This is a genomic window from Flavobacterium sp. U410 (assembly GCF_053570605.1).
In genome coordinates this window covers 1-25,300 of sequence record NZ_JBSEFI010000015.1, presented here as the reverse complement: position 1 = coordinate 25,300, position 25,300 = coordinate 1, and the positions used below count along the sequence as shown (strand labels likewise).

Below are 25,300 nucleotides of genomic sequence, written 5' to 3'. Positions count from 1 at the left end.
ATGAATATTGCTATTGTTGACGACCATCAGTTGTTTAGAAAGAGTTTAGCTTATTTAGTGAACTCTTTTCAGGATGTTACAGTAGTTCTTCAAGCAGGCAACGGAAGAGAGTTTTTGGAACAGATAGATGCCTTTTCTATAGATTTAGTTTTACTCGATATACAAATGCCTGAGTTAGATGGTTTTCAAACCTGTAAAGTCCTAAGAGAAGAATATCCCGATATTTTTATTTTGATAATATCTCAATTGACAACAAAAGAGAGTGTGCATAAAGTGATGGAATTAGGCGCACATGGTTTCTTTACTAAAAATTCAGACCCTAATCAGTTGGAACAAGCGATAAGAAGTGTAAAAGAAAAAGGATATTATTTTGGTAACGAATTGGGTTCTGTGCTTCGAGAAGCTTTATTATGGGAGAAGAAAGCCAATCAATCAACCACTATCTATGAGGATACGGTTCAACTTACTTCAAGAGAGATTGAAATTATAAAATTGGCTTCCAGAGAATTGAGTAGTAAAGAAATCGGTGACATGTTGAATATTGCCTCAAGTACGGTAGATACACATCGGAAACATATCATTAGCAAAACCAATTCTAAAAATATCGTAGGAGCCGTGATCTATGCTTTGAAAAGAAATCTGATTCAGTTAAATGAAATTTAAAAAAATGAGAGCCCTTTTTGCTTTTTTTAGTTTGTCTTTCTGTTTCTTGGCTTCTTGCCAAAAAGAAAAATCAGTTGTAGATACCGTATTTTCATTTCCTAAAGAGCTAAAAGAACTTTCCGGAATTATTGAAATACATAAGGAGCTGTATTTGATTCAAGATAGTAGAAATAAACCCGAAATTTTAGTATTTGACAGCAAAGGCAAGTTACAAAGAACAATTAAGGTCTTAAATATTGAAAATACAGATTGGGAAGCTTTGACCAAAGATGAAGAAGGTAATATATACATAGGAGATTTTGGGAATAATGACAACGATCGAAGCGATTTACGTATCATAAAAATCAATAGAGGCGATTTACAGCAAGAAGAAGTTAAACCGAGTCAGATAATTTCATTTCACTATTCCAATCAAAAAAAGTTTCCACCAAAGAAGAAAGACAAAAGAAATTTCAATGTTGAGGCTTTCGTGGAGAGTGAGAACTTTTTCTATTTATTTTCTAAAAACAGCAACGGAATAGCTTTGGTATACCAAATACCTAATCAACAAGGAGAACAAGTTGCAGTTCCGATAGATTCATTAGAACTTTCAGTAGAAAATAAGCCGGTGATGATTACTGATGCCGCTTTTGATAGTCAAACACATACTTTGGTTTTACTAGGACATAGTACGGTATTTCAATTTCAAGTGAGCCAATTTCAAGATTTGTCCAAAACGACTAAAAAAACAGTTAAGCTTCACCATAATTCTCAAAAAGAAGGCATCTGTTTTAAAGATGCCAAGACTTTATGGTTAGTTGATGAACGTGATAAAAAGATCGGAGGAAATTTATATCAATTACTGCTGGATTAAAATCCAAATCCTAAACCGAAAGCAATTCTGTTTCCGTCTTCACTGTTGAAAAAGGTCAATCGGGCAGTAGCCATGTCTAAGGCGCTTAGCCAAATTCCGCCACCAACTGATTGATGCCAATTTTTTGAAGATTCGCCATCAAGCCAAACGCGTCCATAATCATATCCGCCCAAAATACCATATCTCATAGGAACTAAGCTTTTGATTTGACCTATGTTCCAACGCAAATCAGTACTTTGAAAGAATGAAGCATCACCTAAAAAGCGCTGATTTCTGTATCCTCTTAAATCATAATCTCCACCTAAAGTTGCTCCTTGATAAAATTCAAAATTAGAATTGAATATCTTTTTTCCTTTGACCAAAGTGGCTAAAACTAATTTTTTATTTCGGGTAAGCTTATGACTAAAACCTAAATGACTTTCCAGATAAGTAAAATTTCTATCAAAGTTTTGCAAATTGGTCTTCCATTCTGTTAAAAACGAAAAAGTAATACCTAAACCGGGATTTGCTTTACTGTCATAATTTTCAAAAGCATATTTAAGTCCTAAACCTGCAAATTGCTTGTATTCAAAAACGCTTGGATTAATTTCAGGAGAAGTATTAATGAAACGATTTGTAATGTCTTCAACTTCAATGTTCTCGAAAGATGGTAAGAAGCTTAATTCACTTCCAAAACTTCCTTTCTTTTTAAAGCTAGGAACAACTTTAAACGTTTGAATCTTAACCCTGTTGAAATCCATTCCCATAGCATCGTCAAAATTTTGAGTTTCGTTTCCGTAGCCAAAATAATTGATGCTAAAGTTTGGAGTCGTATAGCGAGCATCTAATTCTAAATTCCAGTATCCTATAAGTTTAGTGAAAATACCATTATAGAACAATTCAAAACCTTCAGTGGCAAAATAATAATTTCCTTTGAAAGAATGTTTAGAAGTAAAAGGATTGCTCTTAAATCCTTGATATTGATAAACCAAACTAGAACCTAATTTAACTCCGTCATCAGGATTATATCCAATGGAGGGGAAAGCCATAAAAGCACTGTACTTTGCTGTTTTTTTATAATGATACTCATTTAAATCGTAATCATCTCTAAAATGAACGGTTGCTTTTCCTGTGTTTTCAAGTGTATTCTTTTTGGATTTATAGTCGTAAATAACTACTTTTTTTCCATTTTCAATAGCATAAGTGTCATTGTTTTGTCCGCCAATAAGCCTAACTTTAATGCTGGATTTTGCTTTTCCTGTAACTTTAAATATATCGTCATCGTCTAGCCCATAAATCCAGATTTGATTGGTTTCATGACCATAATACGTGCGGCTAAACTCGGGTTCAGCTTTTGATTTCTTTAAGCGACTAAAAGTAACTTTAGTTTGATTGTCGGGTAAACGTTCAATGATAAACTCGTCATCTTTATCTGTTCCGGTAAGAATGATGATTTTTTGAAGAAAGTAATAATATTTTTCAGCATAATCCGCTAAATGATCACGTCTTGTTTTTAGCTTAGTGATAATTTCTTTTGTGGTTTCATCATCTTTAATTTCCTTTGGAAGCTCCTGAAAAGCATTTTCAATAACAGCGTCAGTCAGATGTCTTTTAATGAAATCAGCTTGGTCTCTCCAGTCCTGGCTATCAGCATTTTTGATAAAAGCCATATCTAAGTTGTGACCCGCAAAATTGAACCATTTTTCACTAGGGAAATGTTCTTTAAAATCACTGATATGTCTTACTCCCGGAATATTTAAAATAAGAGAAAGCAGTGTCCCGTCTGCTTTAACAAAAGCTTGGTCTCGGTCTCTGGGAATTGGTTTGTAAATAATACTTTCTTGATTTTTAAATACAGACCAACGCCATTGATCGGCATGTCGATCCCAATCGCCAATAAGCATATCGAAAAGACGAGCCCTCATAAAAGCAGTTTCGTCTACTTTATATTTTTCATCTTTTCGTATTTTTTCTAAAACTTCGGAAGTACTCACAATATCATCGGGTTGTCCGAAACTTTTTTGCTCCAAATGATCGTCTGTCGGACGTTCTTCAATTAAATACAAGGCATCTCCATAATCAGAATTATACTGCTGAAGTGCTGGCTGTTTTGGAACATAAAATAACTTTGGATTGGTATGAAACACTCCAATTGCATCGGCCAGATCGCCTATGATAAAAGGAGTAAAAGGATGTGCAGTTGTATAGAAATCAAAAACGAATTTCTCGGTATAAGTATCTTTAAATTCACTTTCTACATTTTGGTTTTTAAAAGCAACGGTTTGCAAAAAGCGCGTAGCACTTTTTTTCAAATCTCGCATTACATATTGTTTGCCATTTTTGTCTTCTAAACGAAGTGACATGGATTGATGTCCGCCACCTGCAATTATAGGCTGTAAGCCTCCATAAAGTGTATCCAGCTGTACAGTAGGGATTTCAACAGGTAAACCATAATATTTTCTGAAATGGTCGCCCCAAAGAAACGTATAGAAACCACTTTTTTCAGCCCATTCTTTAGGGTAAATTGTAGCAGTTGTTGTTGCCGAAAACTCGTTCTTTCCTGTGAAAGGCGTTTTAGTCGGATACGCTTCCTGGATAGGAATAGCAATTAACTCTTTTAATTCGTTGTTATCAGTGCTAAAAAAACGATTGATAATGGCTCCGTTTGAGTAGAAATCCATAATAGCAAAACCATTTCCGCCAAAATTAAAATCTTTTTTATCGGTAATTTTTGTAGCTTCTTTTTTAGAGCCCGCCCCGCTGATAACTTGTTTGATGCCTTCCTGTTCAATGTATTGTAAATTGTGGTCATGACCTGAAACAACAATAACATTATCTAAATTTTGAATAAGAGGTTTTATTCTGCTGATTAAAGTTGCATATTGTTTGTTTTGTAGATCTTGTGGACTTGCTCCGGTAGTTTTGCGCAATAAATTGATAAAAGAGCCCACAATAGGCAAAGGGATTTTGTTATTGATAGGGAAAATATTTTTGTGAAACGAATATTGTCCGCCATGAGCTCCGTTGCTAAAAAGTGGATGATGGATCACTAAAACAACTGTCTTGTTTTGATTTTTATTGATTTCGCTATGTAATTCATCAAAAAACTCTTCTCGCGTTTTGATTTCGCAGTCATCATTCATTTTAGGATGTTTGTTCCAATCTTCCAGATACCATTCGCTGTCTACAACAATTAAAGCCAGATCATCATTCACAGAAACCGTTTCAATAGGACAACCATTTTTCGGTAAAAATGCTTTTTTAGAATCAAAATATGTATTGACTAGTTCCGCTTGATCTTCTAAGCCCTTTAAATCGCTATACCAATCGTGATTTCCGGGAATAAAAATGGTTTTTCCTTTGAAATTTTTAGTTATGGCAAGCTGTTTTTCTAATTTTTCTTCTGCTAGTTTTCGATTTTTATCTGATTTTGGAGGTAATCCTTTAGGATAAATATTGTCGCCTAAAAAAATCAAGGTGCTATTTTTAGGAGCCTTATTCAGTTGATTCTGTAATAGATCCAAAGTTTGAGTGCCTTCAATTTCATCGGCATTTCCGGCATCGCCAATTAAAAAAAGAGTGTGTTTTTTAGATAAAGAGTCCGCCGATAGACTAAAATCATAGTTTTTTACGTTCTTACCTTCGGAAACACCCATGGTAGCGCAAGAATTAAACATAAAAAGAGAGCTAAAAAGAACAGAAGTCTTTATTAGAAATATTTTAGTGTTTGAAAACGCAATCATTTTTATAAATTTATATCATTAAAAGAAAATAAATGTCAATTGTAAATCAAGCAAGTCTTTACGTAGAACAGTTATTCAAAGATAAACTATCTTCTGCATATTTGTATCATAATTTTGTGCATACACAAAATGTCGTGGCTACAATTGAAGCTATAATTAATTATGAAAAAATTGAAGATTCAGTAGCAGATGTTTTGTTAGTAGCCGGTTGGTTTCATGATACAGGTTATGTTGAAAGTACAGAACAACACGAACATATTAGCGCTAAAATTGCTGAAGAGTTTTTGAATAAAAATGGAAAAGATGCTTTTTTTATAGCCGAAGTAAAAAGATTAATTTTGGCGACGCAATATAATTGTGAACCCAAGGATAATTTAGAACAAATAATTAAAGATGCAGATTATTGCCATTTAGGCAGTGACACTTACAATGTGTCTTCAGAATTTTTGAGAAAAGAGTGGGAACTGACTTGTGGTCGAATCTTTTCTGATTTAGAATGGCATAAAGGAAACTTAAAACTGTTACAAGAAAAACATCATTTTTATACCGCTTATTGTCAGAAGTTTTTACAACCTGTAAAAGAGAAAAATATCAAAAGAATTTTAAATAAAATTCACAACATGGAAGAAAATAAAGAACATAAAAAAGAAAAGAAGAAAAAGCCGGATAGAGGCATTGATACTATGTTTCGCGTTACGCTGAACAATCATACGCGGTTGAGTGGAATTGCTGACAGTAAAGCTAATATTTTACTTTCAGTAAATGCTATTATTATTTCGGTGGCGTTGTCGACTATTGTCCCTAAATTAGATAATCCTAATAATGCGCATTTGATTGGTCCAACTTTTACTATGGTCATGTTTAGTGTGGTATCTATTATTTTTGCTATTCTTTCTACGCGACCAAAAGTTACTTCAGGACGATTTACCAAACAGGATTTAGACGAACAAAAAGTCAATTTGTTGTTTTTTGGAAACTTTTATAAGATGCCTTTGAAAGAATATCAGGAAGCAGTGAACGATATGATTAATGATAAAGAATATCTGTACAACACCATGATTTCTGACCTATACTATTTAGGAGTGGTTTTAGAAAAGAAATACCGATTGTTGAGAATTACTTATAACATCTTTATGACAGGAATTATTGTTTCGGTTATTGCTTTTGTAATTGCTTTTAAGACATCAGGGTATTAAGGATTGGTTTTTAAAAATTCATCAATAGTAATTTCACTCTTTTCAGGTAAAATATTTTCATGAAGAATAGTTACTCGGATAGCATTTAATCCTGACACACCTTGTAAATCCTGAACTTCAAATTGTTCTATTTCAGAAGCAATGACGTTTTTGTGTTGTAAATAACGAACATATTTCAAGTACTCTTCTTCTTCAGGTTTACCGGAATATACAATAGTGATTTTTCCTTGAGCCGTGATTCGTTCGTTTCGCCCTTTGATATACGCTTTATCAATTCGTTTTTTCACTACTTCATAGCGTGCATTGTACGTTCCGTCTACATCAAAGCGTTTTTCGTCCATACGGAAACGAATAGAAATAGGACTGTTAAAAACCAATATTAAGGAAGTAACTTCTAAAGGAAAAGGAAGTTCTTGTTTGATTTTATGATGTTCTCTTTCCATTTCACAAAGCGTTTGAAATTGCCATAATCTTAAGTTTTGAAGATAAAGCAAATCAAATTTTTGTTCCGGAGTTATAGAAGACCCAATATATAAATTGTGTTCAACACCATCTGTACGAAAACGTTCGTAATAATGGGGATAGATCTTTTGAGCTTCCGTTTGTTTTTCGTCTATGATTTTGGCTAATTTTTTGTTGATAATAGCCATAGCTTCGTCAAATTTTTTGCGCTCTGTATAAAGCAAACCATTTTTAGTGTCTAACGAATCAAAATAGCGATTGATTTCAAGAGCTATAGTTTCATTAGTTTGAACAGTTCTTAAAAGCGGATGAATTTCAGATCCGATATAGCGTTGAATTTGTTGTTCAATATCAGCTTTCAGATTTCCCTGAAGTTCAATCTCCCAATCCTGAAGTTCAAAAATACGCTGTTCTACAATAGAAAGTTTGTAAGCAGTACTGATCTCACTAAAAATTTGAAGCAACCATTGAAGTTGTACTTTCAAATCTTTTTTTACGGTTTCATTTCGATGCTCAGAAGAACCTTTGATGTCAATTTGACCATATAACGGATAGACATCTTTAAAAACGATTTCTTTTAAAGTATAAGGTTCCAAATTAATTTGACTGTCATAATATTTTTGAGCTTCTAAAGTGAATTTCCAATATACGCTTGGATGAATAGTGGTGTATTCTCTTTGAATAATTGCTTCAATCTGATTGTCACGTTCTTTATTGAATCGTTCAATGGTATCCACCAAAAAGGGAATGATCAATGCGATTTTTTGAGCTTCAATACTATTCAAGGCTTTTGGCGTAGCCGAAACTAATTCTATAATTCCTAAAAGTTGATTGTCTTTTACAATTGGAGCCAAGATACAGCTGGAAATATCTTTGAGCAAAAGTCTATAACCTAAACTTTCGTTTTCCGGAGATTGAATATAATTTCTAACATCTGATATAGTAAAATAAACTTGTTTCTTGATGAGGTTTTCATACGAACCGTTGCATAAAATGGCTTCGCAGTCACAATCTTTCTCATCTAAAATAAAACTTGAAACAAAATCTTTACTGATAGGAGGTTTTACTAATTTTTTTTCCGCCGGATTAAAAACCATAAAACCAATTCTTAAATCAGGAATCTTAAAAAAGGATCTGAAGATGGATTCAAAGCTGTTTTCAAACGTTGTTTGCTCTGATTTTGTCTTTAGTAAATTTGTTTTCAGATTAGAAAGAGAGCTTTCGGTTGTACTATCAAACAAACTAACGATGCCAAAACCTTTTAAGATCCAGCTTTCATTAGGGAAATATTTTTTCCATAATTCTAAATCATCATAATTATCGAGCAACAGATTGATTTCCGAATCAGAAAGCATAATGGCTTTGTCTGTAGGAGTTATTTCTATAAAATCGGCATTATACAAAATGCGATAATGGCGCATAAAACCCGATTTGTCAGGAATGTCATAAAAAAGAGGTGAGGCAAAATCAATTTTATAATTGAAATACTGGTTAATAATTAAACAGCAGTTCATAACATAAAATTGATGTTGATCAAAATTTCTTATGTTGGTTTCAAAATTAACACCGGCGTCTTTCAGAATGTTTTCGAAACGTTTAGTGTAATTGAAAGTGAAATTGTGAAAAGGTATTGTTGCGGCCTTAATTTCGTTGTTTGTCAATGCTGTAGGAAATAAATCGGAAAGCAAATAACGAATGAGCTGGCTGTTTTTATCAATAGTGTCTATAGTATCAATCCCTGTAATCAGTTCAGGAACTTTAGACACTTCGTTTAATAAAGATTGTGCATAAGCCGATCGGAACGGAATATCATTTTGAGCAATATCCGATAGCATTTCCGTAAGCTTATGAAAGGAAATTAAAGTTTTAAAAGGTGATTCGCTAAAGTATGATAAACCCATTCAGCCTAATTTGTACAAAGGTACAAAATATTGTATTAAGAAGTAATGTAAAAGAAATGTACTGAATTTATAAAAAGTAGGTATTGTAAGGATGTTTTTTGGTAAATAAAAGAGTTGTTAAAATTTTGTAAATAAAAGCTTTTATAGTATTAAAAGAAATTTAATTCTTACTTAAAAAAAACTTTACTGTTACTAATTTAACTTTTTTGATAAAAGGAAGAATAATTTAACAAAATATAATTTTGTCTTTTATTATAAATGTGAATACTTTTGTTAAAATTTTTTTTAACAATTTTTACTTTGCTAAAAAATAAAAAACAAATGTTAACGTTAGTTAATTATGTTGCTTATATAGTAGCATTGTTTTAATGAAGTGTTTAAAAATGTTTTTGTTAAGTGAGATAAAATAACTGCTAATAACCTTACCTTATTGATAGATCACTACTTTTTTGCGAAGATATTTTAGTTAACAATAGACTATAAAAATATCTGAAGCATTTACAGTCTGGAAAATTTGAAACTATGTCATATAGTTTCGTTTTTGTCTGGAAAACAAAAACATAATATAATATTGGATTTTATCCTATAATGGGAGGCTTATTTCTTTATGAGGATATGAAAGTGTAGCAACTTTTCATGTTATATATTGTAAAGAATACTGGCCGTAATTTATACTGTAGATGTACAACATTTATATTTTTAGATAAATTGATTTAAAGATTCTTATACAGAAATACTATTATGAAGCAGATTAGAACCAGTAAGTTTTCTAAACTAGTAGCTTATTATTTGGCTATGATGATGTTTTTGCAAGTTACCCAACCCATACAGATGTATGCATTGACTAGTGGGCCTACTCAACCTGAGTTTAATGCATTTACACCTATAGGAACATCTGATATGGTAGATTTAGCCAGTGGCGATTTTAATTATAATATACCTATTATGGATGTAGGAGGTTATCCAATCAATTTGGCCTATAATTCAGGAGTAACAATGGATCAGGAAGCTTCATGGGTTGGATTAGGTTGGAATTTAAATGTAGGTCAGATAGAGAGACAAGTTAGAGGATTACCTGATGATTTTAAAGGAGATGAGGTAAAGTATGAAAATGATTTAAGAGACAATGTGACTGTAGGTATGAATTTAGCAGTTAATGGAGCTTTTTTAGGGAGTGATGCAATTAACTTGGGGGTAGGTCTAGGAGTAGAGATAAATAATTATGAAGGAATTACGTTTAGACCTTCTTATGGAGTCGGATTTCAATTAAGCGATAATGTTTCAGTAGGAATGAATGTTTCTAGTTCTGTAGAAGATGGAGCTAGTGTTACGCCAAATGTTGGAATATCAATAAAGTCAACTAACTTTGATGATATGACAACAAGTTTAAATAGTTCTTTATCATTAGGCTTAAGTAGTCGTAAAGGAGTTGAAAACTTAAATCTGTCAGCCTCAGTTTCTCAGAAATATCACAGAACCATAAAAAATAAGGACGGGAGTCTTATGTCTGAAGCTAAAAGAAGTAATGCCGGATTGGGATCATTATCGGGATCTGTTTCTTTTAATGAACAAAGTTATACTCCAAGTAAAAGAATAGGTTTTGAAAATTCAAATTTTACGTTTAATACCGCTTTGGGAGCAGAACTATTTGGTGGAGAAGGACAAGTACAGGTAACGGCTTATGGTTCATATCAAAAAATACATGCTGATTATAAAAGTAAACTTGAAAAAGCTTTTGGATATGAAAATACACATTTTAAAGGTTCTCAGTCTGGTGTTTTGGATTTTAACAGAGACAATGAAAGAAGTATAACTAAGAATACGCTGGCATTACCAATCACAAATTATACTTATGATTTATATACTATTGAAGGACAAGGAGTGTCAGGAATGTATAGACCTTATCGTTCTCAGGTAAGTAATGTGTATAATGACAATGTTGTAGACCTAGGAAATGGAAGTAATTTCGGTGTGGAATTTGGATCGGGGAATCTGGTACATGGAAGTATGGATTTTAGAACTAATCCTTCAATAAGTAAAACAGGACCATGGAGTACAGGAAATAATGTACTCCCTTATTTTAACGAAAGTAATCAGGATACTAATAAATTAGATTATGAATCTGTAGTATATAAATTTATAGGGGGAGGATTAACGGTTGATCCGGATCAAAATTTATATGAATCTGCAGTACATAATGAATCTGCAATTAGATTTGGAATAACAGGAGGAAATAAAAATGGATCTACTCAATCTATATTCTATAATAAAGCAGGAAATTCTTTTAATATTAACTCTAAAATTAAGAGAGATAAAAGAGTTTTAAGAAATCAAGTAGTTCAAAAGGTGACAGCAAAAGAAGCTGAAGGTGATCCTTTTGTTGTAAAAAATGCTATTTTGACAAGCAAAGAAAATCATCATACAGCTGGTATAAGGGTCTTACAAACAGATGGAACAACTTATGTATACGGACAAACGGCTTATAATACTAAAAAAGTAGAGGCAACTTTTGATGTTTCAGGTAAAGGAGTATCTACAAATTATAATGATTCAGGACTGGTTCCTTATGATCTTCCTTATTCAAGTAACAGTAATAGTATAAGTGATAGATATTTAAATAAAATAACAACACCAAAATATGCACATAGTTATTTGCTTTCTTCAGTTTTGTCTTCTGATTATGAAGATATTAGTGGTAATGGACCTTCGTTAGATGATTTAGGCTCTTATACACAATTTATTTATACAATAACAGAGTCAAACTATAAATGGAGGGTTCCTTTTGAAAAAAATAAAGCTACATATAACAACGGTTTGATTACAAAAAATTATGATCAGAAAGGTAATTATATTTATGGAGAAAAAGAGTTAATCTATTTGGATAAGATAATTACGAAAACGCATGTGGCATTTTTTGATTTAGAGGATAGATTAGATGCTGTAGGAGTACTTGATGAGAATGGAGGAGCTGGTTCAGGAAGAATGAAAAGACTAAAAGCAATCCGTTTATATTCTCGTCCGGAAGTTACAATTAATGGTGTTATTACAGATCCGGGTATTTCCGGGAATGTTAAATCTATTAAAATAGCACATTTTGAATATGATTATACACTTTGCGAAAACACACCAAATTCCATAGCGTCAGAGCAAGGAAAATTAACATTAAAAAAAGTTTATTTTACCTATAGAGGATCTAATATGGGAAAATACACTCCGTATGTTTTTACTTACGATTATTTTAATCCTGATTATAATAATAAAGGGTTTGATATATGGGGTAATTACAAAGAAAATACAGGAAGTTCGCAGCTTAACTCTCAACCTAACAATACAGAGTTTCCCTATGTGGAGCAGTCTGAATCTTCGGTTGATCAAAGTAGTCAGGCGTGGACATTGAAAGAAGTAAAGCTCCCTTCCGGAGGAGTTATTGTAGTTGAAACAGAAAGTGATGATTATCAATATGTTCAGGATAAAAAGGCTATGCAGATGTTTAATGTTATTGGTTGTGGTAATGAAGCAACAATAACAGGTGAAAATTTTAATCATACACTCTATGATGGGAACTCCCATAAGAGATATCTGTATATTAAAATTTCTGAGAATCAGTTATCATCTTATGATAGAGAAAAGTTTATCTCAGATTATTTAAGTGAAAATTTAGAAAAACCAATTAAATTCAGGTTCTTACTTAACATGAGGGGGGATAATAACCAACAATATGAATATGTTGAAGGATATTTTACTATTAGTGAGAGAACACTTCAGACGAATAATACATATGAGAAACATCCCATTAAAATATCTTCTATTTCAAGTGGAACTTATGTGGCATTACCCCTTAAAAAATTGAGAAGAGATGGAGGAACAAATGCAAATGCTCAGGTAAACCCTATAGCAAAAACAGGCTGGGGATTTGGAAGAATGTATTTAAATAGGCATGTTTACGGACTTAATGATAATCCAACAGAGAGGGATTTTGCAACAATAGTAAATAGTTTAAAAGGAAGCATTCAGGCTGTTACAGAAATATTTAAAGGGCCCAATAAAGCTTTGCAGGATAACGGTTGTTCACGAATTTTTAAACCTAATAAATCATGGGTACGTTTGGAAAATTCTACAAAGAGAAAATATGGAGGAGGGCTCAGAGTTAGATCAATAAAATTGAGTGATCAGTGGACAAATATGTTAACAGATAATGGAGGAACAAATCTTTCTAATATGGAGTATGGACAAGAATATGATTATAATGATGATAATGGAAACTCAAGTGGTGTAGCAGCTTATGAACCTAATGGCTCTATTGAAAATCCATGGGTTGAACCTTTTTATAACAATAGTGGTAATTATGCAGAACGTATTTCTGCTCCTATAGAGAATAATTATGTTGAGAAGCCTTTTGGTTCTGGTTTTTTTCCTACAGCTAGAATAACTTACTCTAAAGTTACAGTTAAAAATTTAAGCCATTCTAGCATAAAAAAGCATGCAACTGGCAAGGTTGTGTCGAGATTTTATACAACGTATGATTTTCCAACGAAGGTAGAACATACAGATGTTAATACAATAACAGATATAACACCCCAAAGCATTATAACAAGTTTTCTTTCAAATGGAAATATTCATATCCGAGACCATCTTACGATGTCTCAGGGTTATTCTATTACAACAAATGATATGAATGGGAAAATAAAATCAGAAGAAGTTTTTCCAGAAGATAGTGATTTTCCTATTTCTAAAATAGAATATAGATACAATATTAATTTAGAAGGGAAATTAGATAATAATTTATTAACGATTAATTCAAAAGGCGAAGTTCAAAAAAGATTAATAGGCTTAGATTATGATTTAATAAATGATTTTCACGAAAGTTATTCCGAATCATCGGTTACAGGAGCAAATGTTAATCTGGCGTCATTTATTATTCCAGCTGCACCTGTCCCTTTTCCTGTGTTTATCCCAACGGTGTTTTTTAAAAACTCCTCTCATGAAAACAGACTTAGAACGGCTGTTACAACAAAACATGTACATCAAACAGGGATTTTAGTCGAAAAGATAGCAACCGATTTAGGATCTACGGTTTCTACTAAAAATCTGCTTTGGGATGCTTCTTCCGGGCAAGTATTGTTAACAGGAACCGTTAATGAATATGATGATCATTATTATACTTTTAATTATCCGGCGTATTGGATGTATGACGGAATGGGATTAGCAAGTACTAATATTGGTCTTGAAGGAACTTTAGAATCGTTTTCCGGGATTCAACCTACGTCCAATAGTTCTGCTGCTCTGGTTCCTTTCTTTAATATAAAAGGATTTACAGGTGATTTAACTCAATATTTTCATGTAGGAGATGAACTTTATACCCGAAGTAATGTGGTAGGAGGAGCAGGACTTATTTTTGTAGATCAATCAACTCAGCCTGTAGGTTCAAAACTCTGGGTAGTTGGTTTTAAAGAAGATAATACAGGGATATTGTTAATGGATCGTTATGGAAATTATATAAATCAGTGTGCTGATTATGATGAATTTGATTTTAAAATAGTACGATCCGGATATCGTAACTTACAAGTAGCTTCTATGGCTTCTGTTACGTTGTTGAAAAATCCTCTAAAAGATTTGAATAGTGACGGAGCATTAGATTTTGACTTCGGTTCGCTTGTTTTTGATGGTACTTCCGCTAATCCGTATATTGTGAACAGTAGTGCCGTTTTGTACAAAGATTTTTGGTTGCCTCAATATGAATTAGGAGTATATTATCCGAATTATTTTAATACCTCAGGTTCTTCTACTTTAAGACCTCCGGGATCTTCAAATCCTTATACGCCAACAGAAAATTGGCCGGTTAATGAAGAAGGATTGCCTAATTATCCTTACGGTCCTTTGGTAAATCCTTATGTTTTGAATATAAAAGGAGATTGGAGAGCCGAAAAATCGTACGCTTATTTAACGGGAAGAAATTTTTCAACAGGATTAATAAACAATCCGAGAAAAGAAGGTTTTTATAAAAAATTCAGTCCTTTTTATCAGTTAGATGAAAATAAGAAATGGATTGTAGATCCAACAGGCTGGACTTTTGCCAGTAGTGTAACGCAGTATAGCCCTTACGGATATGAGTTGGAAAATAAAGATGCCTTAGACCGCTATAGTTCGGCTCAGTATGCTTATAAACAAACGCTTCCTGTTGCTGTCGCTTCTAACTCTAAATATCGAAATATGGGATTTGAAAGTTTTGAATCAGATAATCAACACTTAACTATTTTAAGAACCATTGAAGATATATCCGCTGAGCATTCTCATACAGGAAAGAAAAGTATTAAGGTAGAGAATGCAACTTATCGTTCTTTAGTCGCTAATCTGGATGTTCAGGAACAAGAAATAGATATAATGAATAGCTGTCCGACAACTCCGGATGAAAACGACCCTGGAGAGACGGGTTGTAGCAGTTATACAGTTTCAAACGACAGATCAGTACTTACATTTAATACAGGGGCTACAATTATAATATTAGGAGAATGTGGTATTTCAACTCCTAGTTGTTCTGTCAACGGTAATGTTTTAAGTGTGTCAAGTTATATTTGCGGAGATATGGGGAATTATTATCTGAAAATATCGGTTAATGGAGAAATAATGTATCTGTATTTTAATTATGCCGGGTGTACAGGGACTTGCGATAATTCAGTAGATGGTTATGGCAATAGCTTAGTAACATCATGTATTCATGGAAGAAATTGTTCTTCAACTCCTTTTAGCGACTCTTGTTTCAATTAATTAATGTTTTAAAGATGAAAAAAGCGATAAATATATTCTTTACATTTTTTGTTTTATATGGTTTTTCCCAAAATAAAACAATAACGCAGGGAATGTTTGCCCCTGAGCCGGGAAAGTATATTGTAAGTGGTTGGGTAAAGGAAATACACGCTCAGCAAGTGACCACTTATAATAGCTATTTTACAGTAAAGGTAGAAAACGTTACAAGTCCGGTAAATATTAATTTTTATGCAAAAGGACCTGTTATAGAGAATTGGCAACGTATTATAGGGATTATAGAGATTCCTTCAATAGAGAATGCTTCAAATCCTCTACTAAGAGTGGAGATGCATTGTAATAATACTTCAGGAGGAGATTGTTATTTTGATGACGTTCGTTTTTATCCGTTCAATGGGAATATGAAAAGCTTTGTATATGATGAAGATACGCAAAGATTGATGGCAGAATTGGATGAAAATAATTATGCTACCTTTTATGAATATGATTTAGAAGGAGGCTTAATTCGGGTAAAAAAGGAAACAGAACGAGGAGTGTTTACTATTCAAGAAACCAGAAGCAATAATCCAAAGAATACAGAAGATTAGAATTTATCTCCATCTTCTTTATAGAACAAGGTGTTTTCATAATAAATGATAAATTACTCCATTAAGATATCTATAATATAAAAGTCATTATTTTAATAAAAATATTTTTATGACAAAGAATAAAGTTTTTAGTTTTATTGTTTTTTTTCTTTCAATAGCTGTTTTAGGACAGATTAAGGAAAAGGAATATGGTTTTTTTCAAGATAGATTAACCAATATCAATAATGTAATATATGTATACGATAATGAGGCAGGTACTCCTAATCAACAAGATGATTACGTTTATTCTTATGTAAAATTGTTTATTAACAATAATGAGTTACCGTTTTCTTGGTATAATTTAACGGTAGAGTTAAGTATAACTGTTTTACAGTCAGATGGGACAGTTGATCCTAATAATACAAATATTCCATATTCTTTAAGTGTTAATTACAATCCGAATAGTACACTATCAGGAACAGGAACCCATTTTAATGATACAAATTATCTTAAAATTGAAAATGGATATGGTTTAAGTGTAACTGTAATCTCTTATACAGTTACAGATATACCTACAAATACAACAGCTACATATAGTCCAGAAAATGCTTATATTGAAGTAGGCTTTATGGCAGAAAGATATTATCTAATTACACAACAAACTCCCATATCCGATCATACCGTAACTCATTATACAGATTTAGGAGGCACTAAGCCAGCAGAATTAAAAATACAATGGGAAGAGGTTACCGGAGCTGTCGAATATGAATTGGAATGGACATGGATAGATAATTATCATCAGGATGCCAGTTCTATATTGTTACCAGAGCAGATTTCTTTAAGTGAAAGGGATTTTGAAAGAAACAATACTCGTATTGTAACTACAAAAAAAGAGTACAATATTCCTTTAATTTATGCAAAAGGATACCTTATTTATAGAGTAAGGGGTATTAGTCGATTTATCAACCACAGCGATACAAGGTTCTATGGTCCGTGGAGTTCCGGAAGTTCTACAAAAATAACAGTTGCAGACTGGCCTCATTATTATCAGATACAGCTGGAACATGAAAAAGCTAAGAACTGGCAATTTCAGGCCAGTTATGCTGAAGAAGGAAAGAAAAAAGAAGTAGTAAGCTATTTTGACGGTTCTTTGAGAAACCGTCAAACGGTAACAAAAGTCAATACCGATAATAATGCAATTATAGGGGAGGTTATTTATGATTTTCAGGGAAGACCTGCAGTTGAGGTATTACCAACACCTGTAAATGATGAAAATATTAGGTTTTTTAATAATTATAATAGTAATGGAACGGAACATTATAGTTTCCTAGATTTTGATTTGGATAATGAACAAGAAAGTTGTTCTACATTGCTTTCAGGAATGTCTAATCTTACAGGATCCAGTAGGTACTATTCATCTAATAATGATTTTTTTAACCGGAAAAACCATAATTTTATTCCTGATGCAAAGAATTTTCCTTTTTCACAAATTGAATACACACCTGACAATACAGGGAGAATTTTACGAAAAGGAGGGGTAGGTATTGGACATCAGCTAGATTCTGGGCATGAGATGAAATATTTTTATACAGTACCTAATGATGTTGAATTAAACCGATTATTCGGTTATAGTGTAGGGGATGTTTCTCATTATAAGAAAAATATTGTAGTAGATCCTAATGAACAGGTAAGTGTTAGTTATATTGACCCTCAAGGGAGAACAATAGCTACAGCATTGGCAGGAGGTCATCCTTCAGCTTTAGATGGGTTAAATGATGAAACGCAAATTGTTATAGATAGTAACACGCCAGAACATGGTAACATAACGGTTGATCTCTTAAATAATCTTCATCCTCAGCATTACAACACTCCTGCAACTGGGTATTCTCATGAAGATAACAATATTTTACAGTATTCTGGAAATTTTTCGGTTAATAACGATATTTTAGTTTTCTCAAAAGAGATAGGTGTGGCAGGTAATAGTATTCCACACTCTTTTTCATACCAGCTAAGTCAGGAAACTACTTTTGAAAGCTGCAATACTAATTATCCTTTTGTATATGACCTGCAATTGAGTTTGAAGGATATTTGCGGGCAAGAGATTGCCGGTTTTGAAGGAGTTAATCAAACAGTTGGTACAACATCTATAGGTTCTGTTACCAATATCACATTAAATCATAATCCTACAGGGTTTAATCTCGATACAGGAGCGTATTCAATATATAAAAAATTGAAAGTAAATCAGGAAGCTCTGAATAGTTATGCAGATGATTATATAGAAAAATTAAAGACAGAGGGAAGTGGTTGTTATGTAGATCCTGATACATTTTCTCCTAATATTGATATTGATCTGTGTAATTTAACCTGTGAAACCTGTTTTGAAAGAATAGGATTATTAGAAGATTATGTTCAGGAATCTCTTATTGCATATTACAACAATAACACTTTTGTTGCAGAACCCACCACTTCCGGATCAGTGGAAGTCACTTATAATGACCTGGAAAATGATATTAATCTGTTACAGAATATTGATACAGCAGAATTAAATGCCTTAATAGTTCGGTTTGTTCGCGAATGGGAACTGTTGGAAGAACAATGTAATAGCATTTGTACCGAATTAAACTTTGTAACTTCCTGTGAAGTGAGTAGAAATATACTTATGGCAGATCTTTATCCTTACGGACAGTATGGGGCAATGGAGTATATTGAAGATGTAGATGATCCTGAAAATCAGGTGTTAAATCCTGACTTTATTTTAAGTGTTTTTAATGAGAATGGAGTTTTATTCAATACAAATGATCATACGGTTACAGGTAATCATTGGAAAAATACCAATATTATTTATAAAGACGAATACGGAAATGAAGCTTTTATAGAAGTAGTAAATAACGGAACAGCACTACTACCCGATTATGATTTGGAATTTACCGGAACTACAACAACAATTACAGATCCCATTACAGGATTATTAAAAGAAATTATCCATCCGCAACAACTGGTAAATGTTTCCGATTTTATATCGAAGTGGAGCAATAGTTTTGCTGAAGCATTACTGCCTTTTCATCCGGAATATCAATATTTATTATATAATGAGGTTCTTTGCGAGTATAAAAAAGAAATTACTATTCCTCATCCTAACGGAACCAGTCCTGACATCACACTTAATCTGGCTTCTGGCTCTTTTGATGAATTACTAATAGAGACAACAACTTATCAACAGGCTTTTGACAGAGGTCTTGTAAATTTCAGCAATACTACTTATGTAGCACAGATACTATCCAAAGATCCCTATTTTCAATCTGGAGCATTGTCACTTGAAACATTAACTCAAAGAGACCAGAGGTATGCTATTATGTATCATGCATTGGTAGATGATTATGCGCAAAGCGGCGGAGACAATGTATTTGAAATGGCGGTTCGGTTAACTAATTGCAGTAGTATTGGGACTTGTGATATAAGCAACATCTTATCTAATTTTAACAGTCTTTCGTCTGTAAAAAAAGATGCTGTCTGGAATATGTATAAAAACCTATATATTAGTTTGAAAGGTAAAATACAACATGTCTTCAGTAACTTATACGCCTTAGAACACAATGGATATAATGGTTGCATAGGAGGAAGTGCTTCAACTTCTGTAACCAATGTTTTAACAGATAATTTTACACAAAAAAATACTATATATACATATATACAGTCTTTAAGTCAGTCTAACTCACTTTGTAACAGCAGCAGTGGAACATATTATATAGAAAAGATTAAACGATTTGTAGCGTCAGATTCGGGTTACGATTCTGGTATAGACGCTAATGATGCCGCTAATCAGTTGGCGACAGCTAACAATTATGAATATTATGCGCAAACCGGTAATTGTCCTTTGCTATTTGATATGGATTTGCTACTGAATGGATTTTTCAGAGATATTAATTACCATACATTACCTCTTATAGCTACTAATCTGAATTCAAATACTGATTTTACAGGAAACTATTTATCAAAAGATTTTTTTATAGAAGCTGCTGGCTTATCATTATCTCAATCACAGCATAACGTTTTTTTAGTGGATAATCCAAAAATCAGCACAAGTGTCAGTGGTCAAACATTAACGTTAAATTTTAGCGGAGGCTGGAATAATAATACGGTGAATACATGTGCTACTACTGTTACAATAGAGACGAACACGTATGGCTGTACTTGGAATAATTATGTATATACTTCTGTAACCACCGGAGAATGGAGTATCTTTAATATTAAGCAGTTTTATTATGATCAAAATGCTTCAAACTTATCAGGTGGCGTTTTTGCTTATCAAGCAATCGCTGAGATATTGATAGCGGGAGAACTAAAAGAAATATTGCTTTCCGGAACTACTTGCGTTGCTATTGGCGAATGCGGAATAACGGATAACGGTATCGGACAGGTTCTGGATCCTAATTCCGGTACATCAGAAAGTGGAAATGGCTGTACTGTTAAACATGATTTTACTCAAGCTTTTGTTGTCTTTTTAAATGAATTGAAAGCTAATAATCAGTTAAACAGTACCACTAATGTAGATTTAAATAATTATGCAAGCTATAAAAATTCATTTCTGGCAACATTTTTTAGCGAAGACGTTAGCACCACATTAAATACAGTTTGGATAAAAGGGGGGACAGGATATAATATCATAAAAAATGGAACAATCGTATTTAATTTCAATATAAATTTAACAGGAATGTCAGGCAGTTCTTTTACCGGAGCCTATTTTTATGAAGAGAACGGAACGCAACATTTAAAATTATATGCTACAAATTCTAGCGGAAGTATAGTGTCTTATTCAGGAAATAGCAGAGTAAAGCTTGATTTTAGTTGTTGTCCTTTAATTAATGAATGTGAAAAAAAACATGTTGCTTTCTTGTTTGACGTTCCTGTTGTTGGTAAGATTATTAACAATACGTTGCGATTAAAAATAGGAACAGGAGTTAAAAATTTCTTGGTAGAGCACATTGATTATGCGAATGATCCGGATTTAAGCAATAAATTATATTATACAACAGCAACTTATGGACTAGATAATCCTTACAGTAGTTTTTCATTTTCTGATGTTGTAAAACTGGAAGATCCGAATACGGATACAGACATCAATAATTTTAATGTGGTAAATGATGGAGGTTTAATAAGAACCTTTAATACGCAAACCAGTCAGTATACCGATAAGTTTGTTATTCAGAATATGGTCTACAATGATGCTAGTACTGGTGCAGGAATTGGAAATATAAGTTCCTTTACAAATGGAATGTATCAAAACCCGAATCAGTCAAGAAAAACAGATGTTTTATTTTATCTGATAGGAGATAGTTCCGAGGGAGATAATATAAGTCCTGGCAATTTAATTAATTATTTTTTGAATAATGCACAAAGAGCTAAAAGAGTTTTCTTTATTTTCTTTGTTAACAGTTCAGGTAATTTAACTTCCGGAGATTATACAACCCCTTCTTCTTATATGAACTTCATTTTAAATGGTGTTTCCGGGTTAAACCCTGAATCATATACAGGATTGAATAGTAGTTCGGCTAATTATATGGTAATTCAGGAAGGACAGTTTGGTTCGGCAGATACTATTCTTCAGGAGACTTTTAATGCAATTTTAGATGCGACTCCAATTTTTACAGATTGTGATGCTGTTGGATGTTACATGTGTAGAGAAACTAATAAAGACAAAGATAGTCCAACTAATCCTTGCAATACCTGTATCCCTCAAACGGTAGCTCCGGTAGTATGTGATGCAACAGTAAAGAATACGTTTCTTTCATTTTTGGATCTGGATACCAATGGAAATTCACAAACAATTATGGGTTATTCAGTAGAAGAAGGAGAATTTGATGATTTTTGCGAAAGTAATTACCAATACATAGCAGCGAGCTATCAGTATTATATTACTACAATGTTTGATTTGAACACATCGGGTACTGCCAGTTCTTATGATATCCGTTTCAGAACCATTGCCCAGTTTGGAGCTACCTATTTAAATTATGGGTTTGCCCAGATTAATGATGTCATTGAAGCTTATAAATCGTATTATGATGCAAATGCCTCAGATCCTGAAGTTAAGAACTGGAATAATTGGGTAAATGAAGATTGTCGTACATTATTAGAATCGCGTGGTATTTGTCCCCCGGCAGCGATGCTGGCAGAAACACCTGATTTACCAGAGCTTATTCCTGCTTGTGGAGATATGGTAACTAATCTTAATGAAGCCTATTCGGCAGAAAATTATAATAACTTCCTTCAGGAAAAACGAAAAGAATTTATCCGGGATTATATAGCATTGGGCTTGTCTACTGTATCTGAGCAGTTCCACATGACATACTTCGACAAAGAATACCAATACACATTATATTATTACGATCAGGCAGGAAATTTAACACAAACCGTAGCTCCGGAAGGAGTGAAGCGTTTTACTCCTTCAGATTTAACAGCTAAGAACGATGACATCAATGAGTATCGTGCCGGGTATGACATGGATACAACAGCAGAGAATGCCACTTTACAACCGGATCATAGCTTTAAAACGCAATATCACTATAATTCACTAAATCAGTTGGTATGGCAAAGCACACCGGACGGAGGCATCAGCCGTTTTGCGTATGACAAGTTGGGACGTATTATTGCTTCGCAAAATGCGAAACAGTTAGCTGCTCTTACCAATGAAGGCGTAGCCCGCATGAGCTATACCGTTTATGATGCCTTGGGAAGAATTACAGAAGCCGGTGAAGTAAGTGGTATTATAGCATTGGATGGAACAACATTACTTTCTTATTATATTTCCGAGAATGGTAAACTGATCAAAGTAACCAGTGATGCAGTGGACGACGGGAATGGAAACATAACCTATACCATTACCGAAGAAGAAATGGATGGCTTTCAATCAGGATTGACTAAAATAGAAATTACTCGTACGGTATATGATACTAATCCTGAAGTAGAAACAGGGGTGTACTCCAATCAGTATTTTACAACACTTGCCGGAGTAGATGTACAGCAGCGCAATTTTAATAATCGCAACAGAGTAACCGGAATTTTTTATTACGATCAGTATATTGAATCGAAGCCTCTGGGCTTTAACAATGCTATTTTTTACAATTATGATGTACACGGTAATGTAAAAGAGCAGGTAACCTATTTTGCGCCGTTAAGAGATGCTAATTGCGATTCCAATCTGATCTTAGATGCTAGTACAGGGTTGACCAACGATTGTGAAGCCCATTTAAAACGAGTGGTGTATGACTATGACCTGATCAGCGGAAATGTAAACCAGGTAACCCTTCAGCCGGGTAAAGCAGACCAGTTTATCCATCGTTATGAATATGATGCCGATAACCGTATTGTAAACGTTCAGACTTCGGCAGATGGTGTGATCTGGGAAAAAGATGCACAATATGAGTACTATGCACACGGACCGCTTTCGAGAGTGGAGCTGGGTGATAAAATGGTTCAGGGAACAGATTATGCTTACACGTTACAAGGCTGGCTGAAAGCGGTTAACGGAGAAAATCTGGCATCGCCTGTAAACGATATGGGGGCAGATGGTACGGCAGCTAATATTCTAAAAACCAAAGATGCCTTTGGATACAGTTTAAATTACTTTAACGGCGATTATAAGGCTGTTGATGCCTCAGATGATGAAAGTACAAACTTCAAACCTTTGATGTTTAGCCGTAATAGTTTGTTAGGAGCCTCTAACCGCAATTTGTATAATGGGAATATTAAACAAATGACTACAGCTATTCGTAGTAATGAGGAGACCCTTTTAGAGGTACAAAAGAACAGTTATACCTACGATCAGCTCAACCGTATTACGGGAATGACCTCTGTAGCACTTATACCTAATGCAAGCGGTGTTCAATCAAGTGTTTTGAACAGTTATTCTTCTTCTTACAGTTATGACCGCAACGGAAACCTGAAAACGCTTAACCGTAATTTACAGGACGGAGAGAAAATGGATCAGTTAAGCTATAAATACTGGCCGGGAAATAGCCAAAAACAAAAGAACAATCAATTAACATTGGTAAAAGATGCCGTTCAAACCCTTAATAATACACAGGATCTGGAAGATCAGGAACATACTTTGGGAATTATTTTTGCAGACACTGATGTTAATACTCATAATTATATTTATGATGAAATAGGGCAATTAATAGGAGACAAAACTGAAGGATTATATATTCAGTGGAGAGCAGACGGTAAGGTAAGATCTATAGTAATGAATTCAGTAATAATAGGTAAGGAAATTACTTTTGTTTATGATGGTTTAGGTAACCGTATAGGAAAAACGGTAACCACTTCTAGCAGAGGAGGTATTACTTCAAATACAACGTATTATGCCCGGGATGCTCAAGGAAACGTATTAGGAGTATATAATTTTTACAATTATAAGAGCGGTCTCAATACAACCAAATCACTTACATTACAGGAGCATGATATTTACGGTTCTTCACGAGTGGGGCTGGAAGAAAAAGACCTGAAAGTTTACCAAAGCAGTTCAGGAAAAGTAGTGATCTTACTGAAAACAGCAGCTGCTAGCACTACTAGTAAGCTAAATATTGCCGGAAATTCATTAGTGTTAAATGCAAATAATGAATATGTATGGCCGGGACATGTTGTACAGTACAATAATCTTACCATGAGTTCTAACCTTTACAATAAACTGTTGAGTACCTTTAGATTGAGTACTAATGCTTTGTGTACGATTACAACTCCGACCTCAGGCAGTAACAAAGCCTTTTTAGGTGAGTTTCAGGAAATGAGAATGCAGGGCATCAAGCAACGATTTACATGTGGAGGGACTTATACGAATCATACAATTGGTAATTTTGTATCGTTTAATACCATAAAAGCAGAAGCCTTAAAAAACACATCGGGTTCTTATGCTTTGCGTTTTACGGTAACGTTAGACAACAACTATCTGGAGAATGAAATTTGTCCGTATACTCTTAGTACCGCTATGCAGGCACAGGTAGACGATTTAAAAGGGCTGACGGTGCATACTTTTGAAACGGGCTATGTTTTTAGCGCTTCTCAGCTGGAAGAAGGTCAAGGACTTGATCTTTCGTTTGTTTACGGCGGAGCGACTAACAGTACGCTAACCTTAGGCAATACCTCAACGGTTCTATTAGCGGTAAGCACCACTACCGGAGAT

The 25,300-nt window shown here is 33.6% G+C and carries 8 protein-coding genes; 6 read left to right on the top strand and 2 right to left on the bottom strand.

The genetic code is table 11. The features are described from left to right. On the top strand, window positions 1–663 hold the full coding sequence (locus ACUSJC_RS10790; protein WP_449269572.1) for a response regulator: 663 nt from the start codon (window positions 1–3) through the stop codon (window positions 661–663). Between the two features lie 4 nt (window positions 664–667). Continuing rightward, entirely contained in the window at window positions 668–1,516 is an 849-nt protein-coding gene (locus tag ACUSJC_RS10785; protein WP_449269571.1) for a hypothetical protein, read from the top strand. Here ACUSJC_RS10785 and ACUSJC_RS10780 read toward each other — a convergent pair. Continuing rightward, window positions 1,513–5,238 (bottom strand): metallophosphoesterase, encoded by a 3,726-nt coding sequence (locus tag ACUSJC_RS10780; protein WP_449269570.1) that lies wholly within the window; start codon window positions 5,236–5,238, stop codon window positions 1,513–1,515. The two genes, ACUSJC_RS10785 and ACUSJC_RS10780, sit on opposite strands and share 4 nt — an antisense overlap. Window positions 5,239–5,270: 32 nt before the next feature. Here ACUSJC_RS10780 and ACUSJC_RS10775 point away from each other — a divergent pair, with 32 nt between their 5' ends. Next, window positions 5,271–6,434, top strand: coding sequence for a Pycsar system effector family protein (locus tag ACUSJC_RS10775; RefSeq protein WP_449269569.1), 1,164 nt, complete (start codon window positions 5,271–5,273; stop codon window positions 6,432–6,434). Here ACUSJC_RS10775 and ACUSJC_RS10770 read toward each other — a convergent pair. Further along, window positions 6,431–8,797, bottom strand: coding sequence for a GAF domain-containing protein (locus tag ACUSJC_RS10770; RefSeq protein ID WP_449269568.1), 2,367 nt, complete (start codon window positions 8,795–8,797; stop codon window positions 6,431–6,433). The two genes, ACUSJC_RS10775 and ACUSJC_RS10770, sit on opposite strands and share 4 nt — an antisense overlap. A gap of 741 nt (window positions 8,798–9,538) precedes the next feature. Between ACUSJC_RS10770 and ACUSJC_RS10765 the strand changes: the two genes are divergently transcribed. The 3 genes from ACUSJC_RS10765 to ACUSJC_RS10755 form a co-directional block, all read left to right on the top strand. Beyond that, window positions 9,539–15,562 (top strand): hypothetical protein, encoded by a 6,024-nt coding sequence (locus ACUSJC_RS10765; RefSeq protein ID WP_449269567.1) that lies wholly within the window; start codon window positions 9,539–9,541, stop codon window positions 15,560–15,562. Between the two features lie 14 nt (window positions 15,563–15,576). Further along, on the top strand, window positions 15,577–16,146 hold the full coding sequence (locus ACUSJC_RS10760; RefSeq protein WP_449269566.1) for a hypothetical protein: 570 nt from the start codon (window positions 15,577–15,579) through the stop codon (window positions 16,144–16,146). A gap of 109 nt (window positions 16,147–16,255) precedes the next feature. After that, window positions 16,256–25,300: DUF6443 domain-containing protein (locus tag ACUSJC_RS10755; protein ID WP_449269565.1), on the top strand; the 9,045-nt coding region annotated here is incomplete at its 3' end.